General features: G+C 70.4%; 17 protein-coding genes. 6 read left to right on the top strand and 11 right to left on the bottom strand.

Annotated features, from left to right (window positions below; genetic code table 11):
* Window positions 1-25: 25 nt before the first annotated feature.
* Window positions 26-2,710, top strand: a complete 2,685-nt coding sequence (locus AC5Y7V_RS07060) for an FHA domain-containing protein (protein ID WP_499879308.1) — start codon at window positions 26-28, stop codon at window positions 2,708-2,710.
* Entirely contained in the window at window positions 2,710-5,178 is a 2,469-nt protein-coding gene (locus AC5Y7V_RS07055) for an ATP-binding cassette domain-containing protein (RefSeq protein WP_499879307.1), read from the top strand. The genes AC5Y7V_RS07060 and AC5Y7V_RS07055 overlap by 1 nt, the downstream gene beginning before the upstream one ends.
* Here the strand turns inward: AC5Y7V_RS07055 and AC5Y7V_RS07050 are convergent.
* The 4 genes from AC5Y7V_RS07050 to AC5Y7V_RS07035 are packed head-to-tail and all read right to left on the bottom strand — an operon-like array spanning window position 5,175 to window position 8,280.
* Window positions 5,175-6,044 carry an SDR family NAD(P)-dependent oxidoreductase gene (locus tag AC5Y7V_RS07050; protein WP_499879306.1) on the bottom strand — a complete coding sequence of 290 codons (870 nt, stop codon included), beginning with the start codon at window positions 6,042-6,044 and terminating at the stop codon, window positions 5,175-5,177. The genes AC5Y7V_RS07055 and AC5Y7V_RS07050 overlap by 4 nt on opposite strands.
* Window positions 6,031-6,849 carry an alpha/beta fold hydrolase gene (locus AC5Y7V_RS07045; RefSeq protein ID WP_499879305.1) on the bottom strand — a complete coding sequence of 273 codons (819 nt, stop codon included), beginning with the start codon at window positions 6,847-6,849 and terminating at the stop codon, window positions 6,031-6,033. Before AC5Y7V_RS07045 ends, AC5Y7V_RS07050 begins: the two co-directional genes overlap by 14 nt.
* A complete protein-coding gene (locus tag AC5Y7V_RS07040; protein ID WP_499879304.1) occupies window positions 6,846-7,343 on the bottom strand; it encodes an SRPBCC family protein in 498 nt (165 codons plus the stop codon). The genes AC5Y7V_RS07045 and AC5Y7V_RS07040 overlap by 4 nt, the downstream gene beginning before the upstream one ends.
* 31 nt (window positions 7,344-7,374) lie before the next feature.
* Window positions 7,375-8,280, bottom strand: a complete 906-nt coding sequence (locus AC5Y7V_RS07035) for a zinc-binding dehydrogenase (RefSeq protein WP_499879303.1) — start codon at window positions 8,278-8,280, stop codon at window positions 7,375-7,377.
* 88 nt (window positions 8,281-8,368) lie between these two features.
* On the opposite strand from AC5Y7V_RS07035, the gene AC5Y7V_RS07030 reads away from it, so the two are divergent.
* On the top strand, window positions 8,369-8,752 hold the full coding sequence (locus AC5Y7V_RS07030; RefSeq protein WP_499879302.1) for a winged helix-turn-helix transcriptional regulator: 384 nt from the start codon (window positions 8,369-8,371) through the stop codon (window positions 8,750-8,752).
* On the opposite strand, the gene AC5Y7V_RS07025 is transcribed toward AC5Y7V_RS07030, so the two are convergent.
* Genes AC5Y7V_RS07025 through AC5Y7V_RS07005 form a run of 5 tightly spaced genes read right to left on the bottom strand, consistent with a single transcriptional unit; the run spans window position 8,749 to window position 13,459 of the window.
* A complete protein-coding gene (locus AC5Y7V_RS07025; RefSeq protein ID WP_499879301.1) occupies window positions 8,749-9,306 on the bottom strand; it encodes a pentapeptide repeat-containing protein in 558 nt (185 codons plus the stop codon). The genes AC5Y7V_RS07030 and AC5Y7V_RS07025 overlap by 4 nt on opposite strands.
* A 1-nt stretch (window position 9,307) precedes the next feature.
* Window positions 9,308-9,883 carry a GTP-binding protein gene (locus AC5Y7V_RS07020; RefSeq protein ID WP_499879300.1) on the bottom strand — a complete coding sequence of 192 codons (576 nt, stop codon included), beginning with the start codon at window positions 9,881-9,883 and terminating at the stop codon, window positions 9,308-9,310.
* Complete coding sequence (locus AC5Y7V_RS07015) at window positions 9,864-10,238, bottom strand: DUF742 domain-containing protein (protein ID WP_499879299.1); 375 nt, start codon at window positions 10,236-10,238, stop codon at window positions 9,864-9,866. Before AC5Y7V_RS07015 ends, AC5Y7V_RS07020 begins: the two co-directional genes overlap by 20 nt.
* Window positions 10,239-10,244: 6 nt before the next feature.
* Entirely contained in the window at window positions 10,245-10,706 is a 462-nt protein-coding gene (locus AC5Y7V_RS07010; RefSeq protein ID WP_499879298.1) for a roadblock/LC7 domain-containing protein, read from the bottom strand.
* Entirely contained in the window at window positions 10,703-13,459 is a 2,757-nt protein-coding gene (locus tag AC5Y7V_RS07005) for a sensor histidine kinase (protein WP_499879297.1), read from the bottom strand. Before AC5Y7V_RS07005 ends, AC5Y7V_RS07010 begins: the two co-directional genes overlap by 4 nt.
* Before the next feature lie 238 nt (window positions 13,460-13,697).
* Here AC5Y7V_RS07005 and AC5Y7V_RS07000 point away from each other — a divergent pair, with 238 nt between their 5' ends.
* Window positions 13,698-14,162, top strand: coding sequence for a tRNA (cytidine(34)-2'-O)-methyltransferase (locus AC5Y7V_RS07000; RefSeq protein ID WP_499879296.1), 465 nt, complete (start codon window positions 13,698-13,700; stop codon window positions 14,160-14,162).
* 30 nt (window positions 14,163-14,192) lie between these two features.
* Window positions 14,193-14,519 (top strand): YciI family protein, encoded by a 327-nt coding sequence (locus AC5Y7V_RS06995; RefSeq protein ID WP_499879295.1) that lies wholly within the window; start codon window positions 14,193-14,195, stop codon window positions 14,517-14,519.
* A gap of 1 nt (window position 14,520) precedes the next feature.
* Here AC5Y7V_RS06995 and AC5Y7V_RS06990 read toward each other — a convergent pair whose 3' ends face one another.
* Window positions 14,521-15,165 (bottom strand): nitroreductase family protein, encoded by a 645-nt coding sequence (locus AC5Y7V_RS06990; RefSeq protein WP_085184878.1) that lies wholly within the window; start codon window positions 15,163-15,165, stop codon window positions 14,521-14,523.
* A gap of 34 nt (window positions 15,166-15,199) precedes the next feature.
* Between AC5Y7V_RS06990 and AC5Y7V_RS06985 the strand changes: the two genes are divergently transcribed.
* Entirely contained in the window at window positions 15,200-15,610 is a 411-nt protein-coding gene (locus AC5Y7V_RS06985; protein WP_499879294.1) for a TIGR03667 family PPOX class F420-dependent oxidoreductase, read from the top strand.
* A 12-nt stretch (window positions 15,611-15,622) separates the two neighbouring features.
* On the opposite strand, the gene AC5Y7V_RS06980 is transcribed toward AC5Y7V_RS06985, so the two are convergent.
* Window positions 15,623-15,964 carry a hypothetical protein gene (locus AC5Y7V_RS06980; RefSeq protein WP_096285023.1) on the bottom strand — a complete coding sequence of 114 codons (342 nt, stop codon included), beginning with the start codon at window positions 15,962-15,964 and terminating at the stop codon, window positions 15,623-15,625.
* Window positions 15,965-16,024 lie beyond the last annotated feature (60 nt).

The raw sequence follows: 16,024 nt of genomic DNA, 5'->3' as shown, positions 1-16,024 counted from the left end.
AGGTGCACCCGCTACAGTTGTGGCGATGAGTGCACCAGCCCCGCCAGCGCTGACCGTTCGCCATGACGGGTCGGAGCGCACCTTCGCGGCGGGCCACGACGTGGTGGTCGGGCGCGATCTGCGCGCCGATATGCGCATTACGCACCCGCTCATTTCGCGCGCGCATCTGTTGCTGCGGTTCGACCAGGGCAGGTGGCTGGCGATCGACAACGGTTCGCTCAACGGGACTTTCGTCAACGGCCGCCGGGTGCCGGTGGTCGACATCCACGACGGCCAGAGCCTCAACATCGGAAATCCCGACGGGCCACAGCTGACCTTCGAGGTGGGACGCCACCAAGGCCTGGCCGGGCGCCCGCCGCGCACCGAGTCGATGGGCATCCCGGTGGCCCAGCCGGGTGCGGCGTGGTCCGGCCAACCGGGCCCGCCCGTCGCCGCCCCGCCCGGCCCGCCGCCCGGACCCCCGGGCCGGCAACCGAACTGGGCCTCGCAGGCGGCGCGACGCCCGCAGGTGGCCGCGCCCCCACCGCCCGGTCAGCCCATGTACCCCGCCGGCGGTGGCGGACGCCCGCCGTATCCGCCCAGCGCGCCACCGCCACCCCATTTCCAGCCGCACCCGCAGATGTCCGCCGCGCCGGCGGCACCGGAAACCCAGATGTCGGCCAACCTCACCAAGCCGCCCGAGGTGGGGAACCTGGCGACCAAGATGTTCCAGGCGCTGCTGCCGTCGCGCAGCGGGGCGATGCCGAAGTCGTCCGACGCGGTCACGATCGGCCGTTCCACCGACAACGACATCGTGATCCAGGACGTGCTGGCGTCGCGCCATCACGCGTTTCTGACCCAGACCCCGCTGGGCACCGAGATCCGCGATGCGCACAGCGTCAACGGCACCTTCGTCAACGGCGTCCGCGTCGGGTCGGCGATCCTGAGCGAGGGCGACGTCGTCACGATCGGAAACGTCGACCTCGTCTTCACCCGCGACACCCTGGTCCGCCGTACCGAGGCCGCGACGCGCACCGGCGGCCTGGAGGTGAATTCCGTCGGCTTCGAGGTCGAGCACGGAAAGCAGTTGCTCGACCACATCTCGCTGACCGCGCGCCCCGGGACGCTGACGGCGATCATCGGCGGCTCCGGGGCCGGCAAGACCACGCTGTCGCGGCTCATCGCCGGGTACACGACCCCGACATCGGGCTCGGTGACGTTCGAGGGCCACAACATCCACGCCGAGTACGCGTCCATGCGCAGCCGGATCGGGATGGTCCCGCAGGACGACGTGGTGCACCGCCAGCTGACCGTCAATCAGGCCCTGGGCTACGCCGCCGAGCTGCGGCTGCCGCCCGACACCAGCAAGGCCGACCGGGAACAGGTCGTCGCGCAGGTCCTCGAGGAGCTTGAGCTGACCAAGCACGCCGACACCCGCGTCGACAAGCTGTCCGGCGGCCAGCGCAAGCGCGCGTCCGTCGCGCTGGAGCTGCTCACCGGGCCGTCGCTGCTGATCCTCGACGAGCCGACGTCGGGTCTGGATCCCGCGCTGGACCGCCAGGTGATGATGATGCTGCGGCAACTGGCCGACGCCGGACGTGTTGTGCTGGTGGTCACCCACTCGGTGGCCTACCTCGACGTCTGCGATCAGATACTGCTGCTGGCGCCCGGTGGCAAGACGGCGTTCCTGGGCCCGACGGACCAGATCGGCGCGGCCATGGGCACCACCAACTGGGCCGACATCTTCGCGATGGTGGGCGCCGACCCCGACGAGGCCAACCGTCGCTTCCTCGCCGAAAACCGGCCGGCGGAGATGCAGGCCCCGTCCGACGCCAGCCCGGGCGACCTCGGCGAACCGGTGCACACCGACGTCGTGCGCCAGTTCTCGACGGTGGCGCGCCGCCAGGTGCGGCTGGTCATCTCCGACCGCGGCTACACGGTGTTCCTGGCGCTGCTGCCGTTCCTGATCGGCATCCTCACCCTGACGGTGCGCGGCAAGACCGGATACGGCATGGGCGACCCGTTGAGCAACTCGCCCAACCAGGCCGACCAGATTCTGGTCATGCTCACCGTCGGCGCCGTGTTCATGGGCACGGCGCTGACGATCCGCGACCTCGTCGGCGAGCGGCCCATCTTCAAGCGCGAGCAGGCCGTCGGGCTGGCGACCGGGTCGTACCTGGCCGCCAAGATCGCGGTGTTCAGCGTTTTCGCGATCATCCAGGCGGGCATCGCGACGGCAATCTCGGTCATCGGCTGGGGCCAGCCGCTTTCCGGCGCCGTGATGCTGGGCAACTCCAGCCTCGAACTGTTCGTCGACGTCGCCCTGACGTGCGTGGCCTCCGCCCTGCTGGGAATGGCGCTGTCATCGATCGCGAAGTCGCAGGACCAGATCATGCCGTTCCTGGTGGTGGCCATCATGTCGCAGCTGGTGTTCTGCGGCGGGTTGATCTGGGTGACCAACCGGCCCGTGCTCGACCAGTTGTCGTGGGCCACGCCTGCCCGGTGGGGCTACGCTTCCGCGGCGTCAACGATCGACACCCACCGGCTCGTCGTGGGCCCGACCGACCCGAAGGACCAGCACTTCGACCACAAGGCGAGCGCATGGCTGTTCGACATCGGCATGCTCCTGGCGTTGTGCGTGGCCTATAGCACCATCGTGTGGTGGAAGCTCCGGCTGAAGGCGCACTCCTCGGGCCGCCGCGGTCTGGCGAGGAACCGGCGCAAGGGTTGATGGGTCAGCCCGCGCAGCCAGTGCTGACGGTGCGGTCCCAGCGATCGGAAGGCAATTTCGCGCCGGGCCGCGACGTGGTCGTCGGCAGCGACGTGCGCGCCGACCTGCGGGTGGCGCACCCCCTGATCGCCCGGGCGCACCTGCTGCTGCGCTTCGAGGGCGGCCGGTGGGTCGCGGTCGACAACGGCTCGCTCAACGGCGTCTTCCTCAACGGCCAGCGGGTGCCGACGGTCGACATCCAGGACGGCCAGGCCCTCAACATCGGCAAGCCCGACGGGCCGCGGATCACGTTCGAGGTCGGCCATCACCGGGGCACCGTCGGGCTGCTACCGCCGACGGAAACGGCCCCGACGATCGCGCCGCCCACCGGCCCCATCCGCAAGACCCCGCCGCCCGCGCGCCCGCCCGACGAGACGCCGCGCACCACCGCCATCCCGATCCTGCGGCCGAACGTGCCTACCCACGACGAGAACCCGCCCACCCAGGTCGGCGTGAGCGGCGAGATAGCCGAGTTCCCGACCACCCGGGTCAAGGCGCTCGGTTCCGGGAGGCTCGAGGGACCGGTCATCGGCTCGGCCTGGATCGGGCGCTCGCTGGACAACGACATCGTCATCCAGGACGTGCTGGCGTCGCGCCATCACGCGTTCCTGACCGCCACGGCGGTCGGCACCGAGATCCGCGACGCGCACAGCATCAACGGCACCTTCGTCAACGGGATCAGGGTCGGGTCCGCGGTGCTCGCCGAGGGCGACGTGGTCACGATCGGCAACGTCGACCTGGTGTTCAGCGGCGGCATGCTGGTCCGCCGCAACGAGGTGGCGGCGCGCCTGGGCGGCCTGGAGGTGCGCGAGGTCAACTTCGCCATCGACGGAAAGAACCTGCTGGAGCGCGTCTCGGTGACCGCCCGGCCCGGCACCCTGACCGCCATCATCGGCGGGTCGGGCGCCGGCAAGACCACGCTGTCGCGGCTGATCGCCGGCTACGCCACCCCGACCTCCGGCTCGGTCACGTTCGAGGGCCACGACATCCACACCGAGTACGCGTCGCTGCGCACCCGGATCGGGATGGTTCCCCAGGACGACGTCGTGCACCGGCAGCTGACGGTCAACCAGGCCCTCGGATACGCCGCCGAACTGCGGCTGCCGCCCGATACCAGCAGGGCCGACCGCCAACAGGTGGTGGCCCAGGTGCTCGACGAACTCGGGCTGACCAACCACGCCGACACCCGCGTCGACAGGCTGTCCGGCGGCCAGCGCAAGCGCGCCTCGGTGGCGCTGGAACTGCTCACCGGGCCGTCGCTGCTGATCCTCGACGAGCCGACCTCGGGCCTGGACCCCGCCCTGGACCTGCAGGTGATGACGATGCTGCGCCAGCTCGCCGACGCCGGGCGCGTGGTGCTCGTCGTCACCCACTCGCTGACCTATCTCGACGTGTGCGACCAGGTGCTGCTGATGGCGCCGGGCGGCAAGACGGCCTACCTGGGGGCGCCCGGGCAGATCGGCGCGGCCATGGGCACCACCAACTGGGCCCAGATCTTCGCGAAGGTGGGCGCCGATCCCGACGAGGCCAACCGCCGGTTCCTCGCCCAGAACAAGCCCCCGCCGCCGGTCGCGTCGGCGCCGGCGGACCTCGGCACCCAGGCCCGCACCAGCGTGCGGCACCAGTTCTCCACGATCGCGCGGCGCCAGGTCCGGCTGGTGGTGTCCGATCGCGCGTACTTCACGTTCCTGGCGCTGCTGCCGTTCGTCCTGGGCGCGCTGTCGCTGACCGTCCCCGGGAACACCGGGTTCGGCGTCGCCCAACCGACCAGCGGCACGCCCGACGAGTCCGCGCAGATCCTGACCCTGCTGTCGATCGCTGCCGTCTTCATGGGCACGGCGCTGACGATCCGCGACCTGATCGGCGAGCGCGCCATCTTCCGGCGCGAGCAGGCTGTGGGCCTGTCGACGGGCGCCTACCTGGGCGCGAAGCTCACGGTGTTCTGTGCGTTCGCGGTCGCGCAGGCGGCGATCGCGACGGGCATCGTGCTGCTGGGCAAGGGCGCGCCCACGCGGCCGGCGGTTTTGCTGGGCAACCCCAGCTTCGAGCTGTTCGTCACGGTGGCCGCGACGTGCGTCGCCTCGGCGGTGCTGGGATTGGTGCTGTCGTCGCTGGCGCGCTCCAACGAGCAGATCATGCCGCTGCTGGTGGTGTCGCTGATGCTGCAGCTGGTGCTCGGCGGCGGCATGGTCCCGGTGACCGGCCGCATCTTCCTGGACCAGCTGTCCTGGGTGTTGCCGTCGCGCTGGGGATACGCGGCGTCGGCGTCCACGGTCGACCTGCGGGCGCTGGTGCCCGATTCGCTGCTGCAGCAGGACGGCCACTGGGCGCACACGCGGGGCGCGTGGCTGTTCGACATGGGGATGCTGGTCGCGCTGTCGGTGGTCTACTCCGCGATCGTGCGCTGGCGCATCCGGCTCAAGCGCTAGATCGGGCGCACCGACGCGGCGGCGTCGGAAAAGTCGGCGCTGCGGGCCAGCTCGGCCCAGCGGGCCACGTCGTCGAGGCCGCGTTGGTAGGCGGCCGTCAGCCGCGTGACGGCTTCGGCGCCCAGCGGCAACCGCAGCGGCACCTCCGCGGAGCGCACTATCGCCGCGATGATCTGCGCGGCCTTGCCGGGGTCGCCTTCCTGGATGCCGTCCGCGCCGGCCAGGTCCGCCCGGATGTCGGCCAACATCTCCCGGTACGCCGGAGAGACATCGGTGAACTCCAGGGCGGCGTTGTATCCGGTCCGAAACCGACTGGGCTCCAACAGGATTACGCGGATCCCGAACGGGGCGACCTCACCGGCCAACGCCTCCGACCATCCCTCCAGCGCGAACTTCGACGCCGAGTAGGCCGATACGCCGGGGAACGAGAGCCGACCGCCCTGGCTGCTCATCTGGACGATCGTCCCGCCACGCTGGGCCCGCAGCACCGGCAACGCCGCACGCACCAGCGCCGCGGGACCGAACAGGTGCAGGTCCATCAGATCGCGCAACTGCGCGTCGGTGACCTCCTCGGCAGCGCCGACGATGGCCCGGCCGGCGTTGTTCACCAGAACGTCGAGCCGGCCGTAACGATCGACCGCGGCCCGGACCACGCCGGCGGCTTCGCCGGTATCCCGGACGTCGAACTCCACGCCGAAAACGCGGTCGCCGTAGGTGTTCTGCAGGTCCGCCACCGCGTCACGATCGCGGACCGCGGCAACCACCTGATCGCCCCGGGCGAGCGCAGCCTCGGTCAGGGCACGCCCGAATCCCTTCGACGCCCCCGTGATGAGCCATGACGTCCGGGCGCGCTCAACCGCGGACATCGCCGTCTCCCGACACCGCCAGCCGTGACTCGACTTCCTCGGTGAATTCCCGGATAAGCGTGGCGATCCCCTGCGGATCGTCCAGCATCGCGACGTGACCGACGTCCTCAAGCGGGTGCAACGTGTAGGCGGGCAGATCCCGGAGCAGGGGGCGCCCGTAGGCGCCGAAGGGGAGCAGGCGGTCGCGCGAGGACCAGGCGACGGCGACCGGGCAATCGATCTCGCCGAACTCGAGGGGATCTTCGCGCAGCGACGCGCGCAGGATCCCCGTGTATTCCGGGCAGTCCGCGATGACGCGAAACAGCCGGGTTGCGAGATCGGGCGCCAGCCGGCGTGGGTGCGCCGACGCCTGCCGGAAGACCAGCCAGCGTCCGAACGCCGAAGCGCCAAGCCGGTTGGCCTGGGAGCCCAGCACCCGCGCCGCGGCGCGGTTGGCGGCGAGCAGCGCCGCTATCCGGGCGTACGCGATGGCACCCACGCGCCGGAAATCGCCGCCCGGCGAGATCGCGAAGACCGATCGTGCTCGACCGCGTCGCGCGAGCTCCAGCGCGATCAGCCCACCGTAGGAACACCCCGCGATGTGCGTGGTATCCCAACCCGCGCTGTCGAGTTCGCGCTCCAATTGATCCGCCACCGGACCGATCCCGGGGCGCACGCCGGCCGGAATGGGCGGACCGCCGGTGTGTCCGGCCAGCGTCGGGGCGAGGACTTCGAACGAGGGGCGGAGGTAGCCCTCGGCCGGATGCCAGGCATCTCGCGAGAAGTACGCCGGATGCAGCAGGAGCAAGCGTCGCGTGGGATTCACGGGGTCTCTCCGCTCTCGGCGAGCCGGGCGAGCTGGTCGAGCCAGCGCTGATGCTGGCGCAACATCTGCGGCCTCATGATCGGCCGTAGCAGCCTGGGCAGCAGGCCCCGCTGGGTCTCCTCGGTGACGATCTCCCATTGCGGGCCGTCGGCATCGAGAAGCCACTCATGGTGGGCGGTCGCGCCGAGCGCCTTCCCGGTCCAGGCGAGCCGCTTGAACGGTTCGTGCACGGTGATCTCGGTGGTCACGGGCGCGCCGAAGGTGATCCAGGAGAAGCGGCTGCCGAGCTTCAGCTGCGGCCAGGCGCCGGCCTGGTGGCGGATGCGCTTGGCGTTGCCGTAGAAGCGGTTCCATTGCTCGGGGCGCGTCAGCCACGCCCAGACGAGCTCCGGGTCGGCGGTGGTGCGGGTGCTGTTCGAGACGTAGATCGAAGCCCCGTCGGGGGCGTGGCCCTGCGGCCAGCGCACCCTGGTCGTGATCTTCTTCGTGCTCATCTGACTTCCTCTCCGGGTTTTGTTGCGGTTGTTACGAATTGATCGTGAGGACGGCGTTGCCCCGTAGCCTCCTGCCGACGAGCTCGCCGAGCGCGTCCCCGGTCTCAGACCAGTCGGCGAGGAACCCGATCTCCGGCGACAGCCGGCCGGCCGCGGTGAGCGCGACGAGCGTCGCGAGGTCGTCGGCGACAGCCTCGGCCCCGTCGAGGTAGTGAAACTTGCGAACGGTGGCGCTGCTCCCACCCGTCCAGTCGAAGAAGTCCAGAGTCGGCGGCGTCCTGCTCGCCTGTCCGAACCAGACGAGCGTTCCGGTCTGGGTGAGTCGCCGCAGGACGGCCTGCGTGCAGCTGCCGCCGACGGAGTCCAGGCCCACGTCGAAGGGGCCGCGCGCCAGCTCGACGTCGGTGATGACGTCGTGCGCTCCGAGCTCCACGAGCCGCCGGCCCCGTTCTTCGCTGGCGACCACTGCCGTCACGCGGCCGCCCTGCGCGGCGGCGAGCTCCACGAAGAAGTGCCCGACGCCGCCGGACGCCCCGGTGAGCAGGACGGTCCGTCCGTAGAGCGGTCCGACGACGCGCAGCAGCCGAAGCGCCGTGAGCCCCGCCAGCGGCAGCGCGGCCGCGTCGACGCTCGAGACGGTGTCCGGCAGCTCGGCGAGGCGATCGGCGGGAACCGCCACCTTTTCGGCCCATCCCGTGCCGTCGACGTGGGCGACCACCCGTGCCCCGACCGCCGGGCCGCTGCCGTCGGCGCAGGTGGCGAGAACCGACCCGGCCACGTCCTTGCCGGGACGCCAGCCCGCGGGTTCGCGCTCCAGCAGGAACGTCTCGCCGCGGTTGAGCGAGAACGCGTCCACGGCGATCAACGCCTCGCCGGGTCCGGGCGAGGGCTCGTCGGCGTCGACGAAGTGAACCTCGGCGGAGTCGTCCCGTGCCACTGCCAGCGCCTTCATCGTCACGGAAAGTCAACGTATGCAACTAGGTCTCTATTGGGAAGAGAGCACCTTATTGTGGTATAGGTACCTAATGGAAACCGTGTCGAAGTGGGACGCGCTGAAGGCCGATTGCCCGACGCGCAAGGTGCTCGCCCAGATCGGCGACAAGTGGACGATGCTCGTGATCACCGCACTCGAGGGGGAAGACGCCGTCCGCTTCTCCGAACTGCGCCGCCAAATCGAGGGTGTCAGCCAGAAGATGCTCACGCAGACGCTGCGCGCGCTCGAGCGCGACGGGCTGGTGACCAGGACGGTATATCCGACGGTGCCGGTTACGGTCGAGTACCGGCTTACGGCCCTGGGGCAGAGCCTGACGAACGCCGTCGACGCGATCCGCGATTGGGCCTACGGGCACATGCCTGAGATCGAGCGCGCGCAAAAGAAATTCGACGCGAAGGCCGCCGGCCGGAACTAGTCCGGGCCCCCTTCAAAGCGAAGCCCGTGCGCCAGCGCGAACGCCATGGCCTGCGGGACGTCGACGCGCGCGCCCGCCAGCGAGGCGGTCCGCCACAACGCGGCGTCCACGACGGCGCCGCGCAGGTCGGCGTCGTCGAGGCAGGCGCCCGTCGTCCGCGCGCCGGACAGGTCGGCGCCGCGCAGCACGGCCTTGCGCAGGTCCGTCTCCACCAGGCTGGTCTCCCGAAGCCGGCACCCGCTCAGGTCGACGCCGCGCAGGTCGTTGCCGCCGAGCACCGCGAGGGTGAAGTCCACCTCGTCGAACGTGATCGGGCGCATCCGGCAGTGCACAAACACTGAGCCCAGCATGCTGCACTGGGCAAAGGTGCTGTGCCACAACAATGTTCGCTGGAACGTGCAGTTGCGAAACGCCGACCCGCGGTGGTCGGACTCGGCCAGGTTGACGCCGCTGAAGTCGCAGTCGGAAAACACCACCCGTTCGGTGCGCAGCCGGCTGAGGTCGTCGTCGCGAAAATCGGTGCCGGTGAGCTCGCGATCGACCCAGTGCTGCAATTCAGCTCGCGGCCAGGGTTTCCAGCGCGTACTCGCTGACGGCGATCAGCGCGTCGGTCGCCGAGCGGCGGTCCCGGGCGTCGACGGTGATCACCGGGATGTGGCGGGGCAGGGTCAACGCCTCGCGCACCGCCTCGACGGGATAGCGTGGCGCGCCGTCGAATTCGTTGACCGCGATCAGGAACGGCAGCTTGCGGTGCTCGAAGAAGTCGACCGCGGCGAAGCTGTCCTGCAACCGGCGGCAGTCGACGAGGACGACCGCCCCGATCGCGCCGCGCACCAGGTCGTCCCACATGAACCAGAACCGCCGCTGACCGGGGGTGCCGAACAGGTAGAGCACCAGCTCCTCGTCCAGGGTGATGCGGCCGAAATCCATTGCGACAGTGGTGGTCTTCTTGTCCGGGGTGGCCTCGAGCATGTCGACGCCCTCCGAGGCGTCGGTGAGCATGGCCTCGGTGCGCAGCGGCATGATCTCCGAGACGGCCCCGACGAACGTCGTCTTGCCGACCCCGAAGCCGCCCGCGATCACGATCTTCGTCGAAGCATGGGCTCCGGCGTCAGAGTGCTCGTAAGCCACGCAGGGTCCTTCCTATGAGTTCGTGGCGCTCGTCGCGGGTGGAACGCTCCGTCAACGTCCTATGCACCCGAAGGTAGCCGGACAGCACCAGATCGCCGACCAGGACGCGCGCGACGCCGACTGGTAAATCCAGCCGGGCCGAGATCTCCGCGACGGACGGGCTGTTCACGCACAGTTGGATGATCTTGCCTCTCGCATCGTTGGGTGGCCAGCGGTGAGCCAGGCCCGCGTCCAACGTCTGCACCGGCGCTTCCAGCGGAAGGTCGACGTTGGTACCGGTCCGGCCGGACGTCAGGGTGTACGGACGGACCAGGTTCGCCTCACGTGAGGCGGGCCAGCGCTCACGTCTGTCCATCGCGGCTCACTGGCTCGGCGACGATACAGGCCGCGTAGCGGCGTGGGGAGGAGCCGAGCGATCAGACCAGGTCTGCTCTGCGGACCGGCGGGTGGACTGAACCACGCCGCCCACCCGTTCGACGAGAATGGCCATCTCGTAACCGATCTGGCCGATGTCGCAGGAGGACACGGCCAGCGTCGCCAGGTGCGAGCCGTCGCCGACCCGCATCAGCAACAGGTAGCCGTTGGACATCTCGACCACCGACTGCAGCACCTGGCCGCCCTCGAAGAGCTGCGCGGCACCGGTCGCGAGGCTGGCCAGGCCGGAGGCGACCGCGGCCAGCTGATCGGCCCGTTCGCGCGGGAGGTGTTCGCTGGCGGCGACGGGCAGCCCGTCGACCGACACCAGCAACGCGTGCGCGACGCCGGGGACCTCGCGGGCGAACTTCGTCACCAGCCAGTCCAGCGAATTGTCGGCGGACGTCATTCCTGATCAGATCCTTCACTCGTCTCGCGGGCGTGCGACCGTCCGGACCGCACGCCACCGAAGTGGCTGCTGAACGACGCCCGCACCGCCTCGGGGTCGCGCCCCGCGGCGGAGTGCTGCGAATGCCGGCCCAGGCCATTGGATCCCACCAGGGATCCCTCGTCCTCGTCGGGCCGGTCCTCCTCCGTCGTGTCCGTGCCGTTCGCGGCGCCGGGCACCAGCCGGGCCCCGGGCTCGCGGACCGGCAGCCCGTGCTCGGTTTGCGCCTCGACCGGCTTGTCCTCGGCCGCGGCGGCCAACGACCAGCCGCGGTCCCACACCGACTGCCAGTCCAGGTCGGGGCTGTTGACCAGGTCGTGCGGGTCGCCCAGCATCTCCGACAGCATCCGACGGTAGATCACGTCGTCGTCGGCTGGGGCGGCCGGGGCCTCCGGGGCTTTCGGGATGGTCGGGATCGACGCGACCGGCACCGGGGTTTCCTGCGGGGCCGCCGCGGCCTGGGCGCGCGCGGCGAAGAACGCCGACGTGTCCGACACCGCCGCGGGTCTGGCCGGCTTTTGTTGTGGCTGCGGCAGTGGTTCGGGCTCGGGCTCGCGCCGTGGCCGCCGGGGCAGCGGCGCGGCCGGCGCGGGGACCTCGGGAACCTCGGGGAGCTCGGTGACGCCGCTGGATCCGGGGTTGCGGCGCGGCAACAGCGTCACCGACGGGCCCGGCGCCTCGGCGCCGTTCTGGTTTGCGGGCTCGGGGGCGTCGTGCTCGCTGGCGAGCGCGCCCGCAGGGTCCGTCGTCGCCATGGCGTTGGCGAGCTGGGTGCTCGGCGACGACACGGACCCCGGCCGTCCCTGCGGCCCCGCCGAACCGGCCAGCACCGTCGGGGGCAGGTACACCTCGGCGGTGGTGCCCGCGCCCGCCTCGTTGCCGGCCGGGCCCCGCAGGCCCACCCGGATGCCGTGCCGGGCGGCGATGCGGCCCACCACGAACAGGCCCATGTGCCGGGCGTTGTCGGGGGTGACGTCGCTGCCGGACCGCAGCCGCATGTTGGCGATGCGCCGATCAGCGTCGTTCATGCCCAGGCCGGAGTCGGAGATCCGCAGCATGACGCCGCCGTCCCCGCCGCGTCCGGCGGAGATCCGGACCGTCGTCGTCGGCGGCGAGTAGCGCAGGGCGTTGTCGATCAGTTCGGCAAACAGGTGGATGACCCCGCCCGACGCCGCGCCGACCAGCGCGCAGTCGGGCAGGCCGGACAGCTCGACCCGGCGGTAGTCCTCGACCTCGGACACCGCGGCGTTGATCACCGTCGACAGCGGCACCGGGTCGCGTTGATCGCGGGCCAGCTGCGCGCCCGCCAGCACCAGCAGGTTGGCGCTGTTGCGCCGCAGCCGGGCCGCCAGGTGATCCAGCCGGAACAGGTTGTCCAGGCGTTCGGGATCCTCCTCGTTGCGCTCCAGCCGGTCGATCAGCATCAGCTGCTGGTCGACCAGGGAACGGTTGCGCCGCGACATTGTCTCGAACATGTCGTTGACCAGCAGCCGAAGGCGCGCCTCGTCACCGGCCAGCAGCAGGGCCTGCGTGTGCAGCTCGTCGACGGCGTGGGCGACCTGACCGATCTCCTCGGTCGTGTACACCGGCAGCGGCTGCGGGATCGGTTCGGCGCCACCGGCTTTGACCCGCGCCACCTCCTCCTCCAGGTCGGTGTGGGCGACCCGGAGCGCGCCGTCACGCAGGACGCGCAGCGGCCGCACCAGCGCGCGCGCCACCAACAACACCACGAGCAAGGCGATCACGATGACGCCCAGCACCAGCGCCGCGTCGACGATCGCGGAGTTGCGGCGGTCGGTGGCCTCGGCGTGCACGGACTTGGTCACCGACGCGGTGGCGTCGTTGATGACCTGCTCGGCGATCCCGTCGGTGGTCTCGATCGAGCGCAGCAGGTCCGGGTTGTCGACGAGCACGCTGGCCGGATCCGACATGATCGCCATCCGGGTCACCATCTGCTGTTGCAGCGTCTTGGCCTCGGGCGACCCGGCGCCGAGCACCTCACTCATCCCGAACAGCGTCGACGGCTCGGTGCCGGCCAGGGTGATCATCGAGGTCCGCAGCTGCGGCTCGGGCAGGTCGGCGCCCCGGGTCACCAGGATTTGCTGCATCGTCATCTGCCCGCGGGCCCCGACGGCCCGGCTGAGCGCCTGCGCCTCGGCGCGGATCCGCTCGTCGCCGACGCGCACCGACGCGTTGATCACGTCCTCGGCCGTCAGCAGGAGCGGGGCGTACGTGGTGACCCGGTCCCGCAAACCGATGGCGTTGTCGGCCACCTTGTCCAGCAGCCCCGCGCCGCCGTTCAGCAGGGTGCTCACCCCGGACCGCACGTCGGGGGTGACGTCGGTGTCCGCCAGGCGCTGCTGCAGCTCGTACTTGCGCGCCTCGAAGTTCTTCTTGGCCCCCTCGACGTCGCGGCCGGTGGAGCTGGCCAGCAGCGCCACATCCAACGCCGACATGTATTTGGTGATCGCCGGCAGCACGTCGGCGCGGGCGGCGGCCAGGTTCAGGCCGCGCGAGTTGGCCATCGCGTCCTTGACGCGCAACGCCCCGAACGCCGTCGCCAAAAGCAGCGGGACCAGCACGATGGCGAGCACCTTGTAGCGCACCGGCCAGTTGCCCAGCGACCAGGCCGGCGGGCGTTTGGCCCGCGGCCCGTCGGCTTGCGTGTATTCCGGCGCGACCGCCTCGACCGCGTGGGCCGGGCGGGTGAACATGGTCACGTGCTTGCGGCCGCGCGACGGGCCGCTGCGCTGATTGTCAGCGCTCGGTGAAACGAGAGGCTCATGAGACTTCCTGCTTTATTCCGCCTACCCCACGCAGTCGGCGCCAGAAGATAAACACCTGGCAATCCGACGAGTATGACAGCCCGCGCCCGAGGTCTCCACAATTCCTACTGAGTAGGCAGAGCCCTCCAAGGTTGGGCCGCGCGCCGGTGTGCAAGTCTGGCAAACAATGTTCCGGCTTTTGTTCGTCACCCCGCGCATCGCCCCCAACACCGGCAACGCGATCCGGACGGCGGCCGCCACCGGCGCCGAACTGCACCTGGTCGAGCCGCTGGGATTCGACCTGTCCGAGCCGAAGCTGCGCCGCGCCGGCCTGGACTATCACGACCTGGCGTCGGTCACCGTGCACCCGTCGCTGCGGGCGGCGTGGGACGCGCTGGCGCCGGCGCGGGTGAGCGCCTTCACCGCGCACGCGACCACGTCGTTCGCCGACGTCGACTACCAGGCCGGCGACGTGTTGATGTTCGGCCCGGAACCCGACGGGCTGGACGCGGCGACCCTGGCCGACCCGCACGTCACCCGGCAGGTGCGCATCCCGATGCTGGCGGGCCGGCGGTCGCTGAACCTGTCCAACGCGGCCGCGATCGCCGTCTACGAGGCCTGGCGGCAGAACGGATACGCCGGGGCGCGGTGAGTTCCGGGCCCCGCGCGGGTCAGCCTTGATATGGCTACCTTCATCACGATCGGTTACGGGGACGCGGCGGGGTATGACCGCGCGAGCGACGAATGCAAAGCGGCCGCGCACGAGCGCGACGACGCGCTGCGCGCGGCGGGGGCGCTCGTCGGCATTGCGGGACGCCCCGTCCAGGTGCGCAATCCGGGGGGCTCGGGCGTGCGGACCGACCCCGGGCCTTACCTGCAGTCGGCGCTGCCGATCGCCGGGTTCGCGGTGATCGAGGCCGAGGACCTCGACGCGGCGATCGAGCGGGTGAGCCTGGCGCCCTGCGCCGTCGCGCACGGGGTCGTCGAGGTGTGGCCGCTGACGACCTGACCTACCAGGCGTTCCAGTGCGTGAGCTGCTCGGCGGGCAGGCGCTTTGCCGGCCGGAAGTCGGTGCCCTTGGTGTAGGCGATGGGGAACAGCCCGCCCTGGCTGAATTTGTCGTACGGGATGCCGAGCACGTCGGCGGCCTGCTTTTCACCGTCGCGCAGCAGGTGCAGCGTCGTCCAGCAGGAGCCCAGGCCCCGCGAGCGCAGCGCCAGGCAGAAGCTCCACACCGCGGGAAACAGCGACGCCCAGAACGACACGCCACCCAGCGGTGACTTGTCCTCGCGGCCCTCGATGCACGGGATCATCAGGACCGGCGCCTCGCCCATGTGCTCGGCGAGATAGGTCGCCGAATCGCGGACCTTGCCCATCCGCTCGCCGCGGGTGTCGCCCTCGGCGTACTGGGCGCCCGGCGCGGCGAGGTAGCCGCGGGCGTTGGCCAGGTAGATGTCGCCGATCGCCTTCTTCTTTTCGGCGTCCTCGACGAACACCCACTGCCAGCCCTGCGAGTTGGACCCGGTGGGCGCCTGCAGCGCCAGGTCCAGGCATTCCATCAGCACCTCGCGGCCGACCGGCTTATCGAAGTCGAGCCGCTTGCGCACCGAGCGGGTGGTGGTGAGGACTTCGTCGACGGACAGGTTGAGGGTCATGTGTGGAGACTACATTCGGGCTACATTCGGCCTCATGAGCGTCGAACTGACACAAGAGGTTTCCGACAGGCTGACATCGGATCAGTACGGCTGGCTGACCACCGTCGCGAAATCGGGGCAGCCGGTGCCGCGGCTGATCTGGTTCTACTTCGACGGCGCCAAGCTGACCGTGTACTCCATGCCGCAGGCAGCCAAGGTCGCCCACGTCAAGGCGCACCCCGAGGTGAGCCTGAACCTGGATTCCGACGGCAACGGCGGCGGGATCATCGTCATCGGTGGCATCGCGGAGGTGGACGCCACCGGGGTCGACGGCCGCGAGGACGCGCCGTACTGGGCGAAGTACCGCGAGGCCGCGGCGAGCTTCGGCCTGACCGACTCGCTGGGCGCCTACAGCACCCGGCTGAAGATCACGCCGACGAAGGTGTGGACGACGCCCACGGGCTGAGCCCGGGGTCGGCTAGGGGGGCGGCGGGGGCCCGTCGGGCGGAATCGCGCCGCCGCAGCCACCGGGCGGCGGCGGTCCCGGCAGGGGTTCGTCGCCGCCGACGCAGTCGTAATAAAATTGCGGGCCGACAATCCACGTTTTCATCCACTGGTGCCAAAACGACCCGTCGGGATACTTCTCGCCGTCGCACACGGCCAAATTGCCGTAGCCCCAACGACCCCCCGGGCAGAAACCTTTCGTCATGTCCGGCTGGTGCGGGTCGGGCGGATCGGCGCTGGCCACCGCGGGGGAAAGAACAAGCGCGGCAGCACAACCCAATATCGCTGCGCCGCGCCGAACGAGCTTGAATTTCATTTCGACTCCCTTGACACAGTGAATCAATACAGCCGATTTTTCGAATAGCTTACGACGTGG

The sequence above is a fragment of the Mycobacterium sp. NGS34 genome (assembly GCF_059812845.1).
The sequence above is the reverse complement of the archived record's forward strand: the minus strand, read 5'-3'. Positions and strand labels throughout refer to the sequence as shown.

What these genes read in the sequence shown, in the direction of transcription:
- AC5Y7V_RS07000 (WP_499879296.1), top strand. Translation starts at nt 13,698, where the DNA reads ATGTTCCGGCTTTTGTTCGTCACCCCGCGCATCGCCCCCAACACCGGC.
- AC5Y7V_RS07055 (WP_499879307.1), top strand. Translation starts at nt 2,710, where the DNA reads ATGGGTCAGCCCGCGCAGCCAGTGCTGACGGTGCGGTCCCAGCGATCG.
- AC5Y7V_RS07030 (WP_499879302.1), top strand. Translation starts at nt 8,369, where the DNA reads ATGGAAACCGTGTCGAAGTGGGACGCGCTGAAGGCCGATTGCCCGACG.
- AC5Y7V_RS06995 (WP_499879295.1), top strand. Translation starts at nt 14,193, where the DNA reads ATGGCTACCTTCATCACGATCGGTTACGGGGACGCGGCGGGGTATGAC.
- AC5Y7V_RS06980 (WP_096285023.1), bottom strand. Translation starts at nt 15,964, where the DNA reads ATGAAATTCAAGCTCGTTCGGCGCGGCGCAGCGATATTGGGTTGTGCT.
- AC5Y7V_RS07060 (WP_499879308.1), top strand. Translation starts at nt 26, where the DNA reads ATGAGTGCACCAGCCCCGCCAGCGCTGACCGTTCGCCATGACGGGTCG.
- AC5Y7V_RS07040 (WP_499879304.1), bottom strand. Translation starts at nt 7,343, where the DNA reads ATGAGCACGAAGAAGATCACGACCAGGGTGCGCTGGCCGCAGGGCCAC.
- AC5Y7V_RS07050 (WP_499879306.1), bottom strand. Translation starts at nt 6,044, where the DNA reads ATGTCCGCGGTTGAGCGCGCCCGGACGTCATGGCTCATCACGGGGGCG.
- AC5Y7V_RS06990 (WP_085184878.1), bottom strand. Translation starts at nt 15,165, where the DNA reads ATGACCCTCAACCTGTCCGTCGACGAAGTCCTCACCACCACCCGCTCG.
- AC5Y7V_RS07005 (WP_499879297.1), bottom strand. Translation starts at nt 13,459, where the DNA reads ATGTTCACCCGCCCGGCCCACGCGGTCGAGGCGGTCGCGCCGGAATAC.
- AC5Y7V_RS07015 (WP_499879299.1), bottom strand. Translation starts at nt 10,238, where the DNA reads ATGGACAGACGTGAGCGCTGGCCCGCCTCACGTGAGGCGAACCTGGTC.
- AC5Y7V_RS07010 (WP_499879298.1), bottom strand. Translation starts at nt 10,706, where the DNA reads ATGACGTCCGCCGACAATTCGCTGGACTGGCTGGTGACGAAGTTCGCC.
- AC5Y7V_RS06985 (WP_499879294.1), top strand. Translation starts at nt 15,200, where the DNA reads ATGAGCGTCGAACTGACACAAGAGGTTTCCGACAGGCTGACATCGGAT.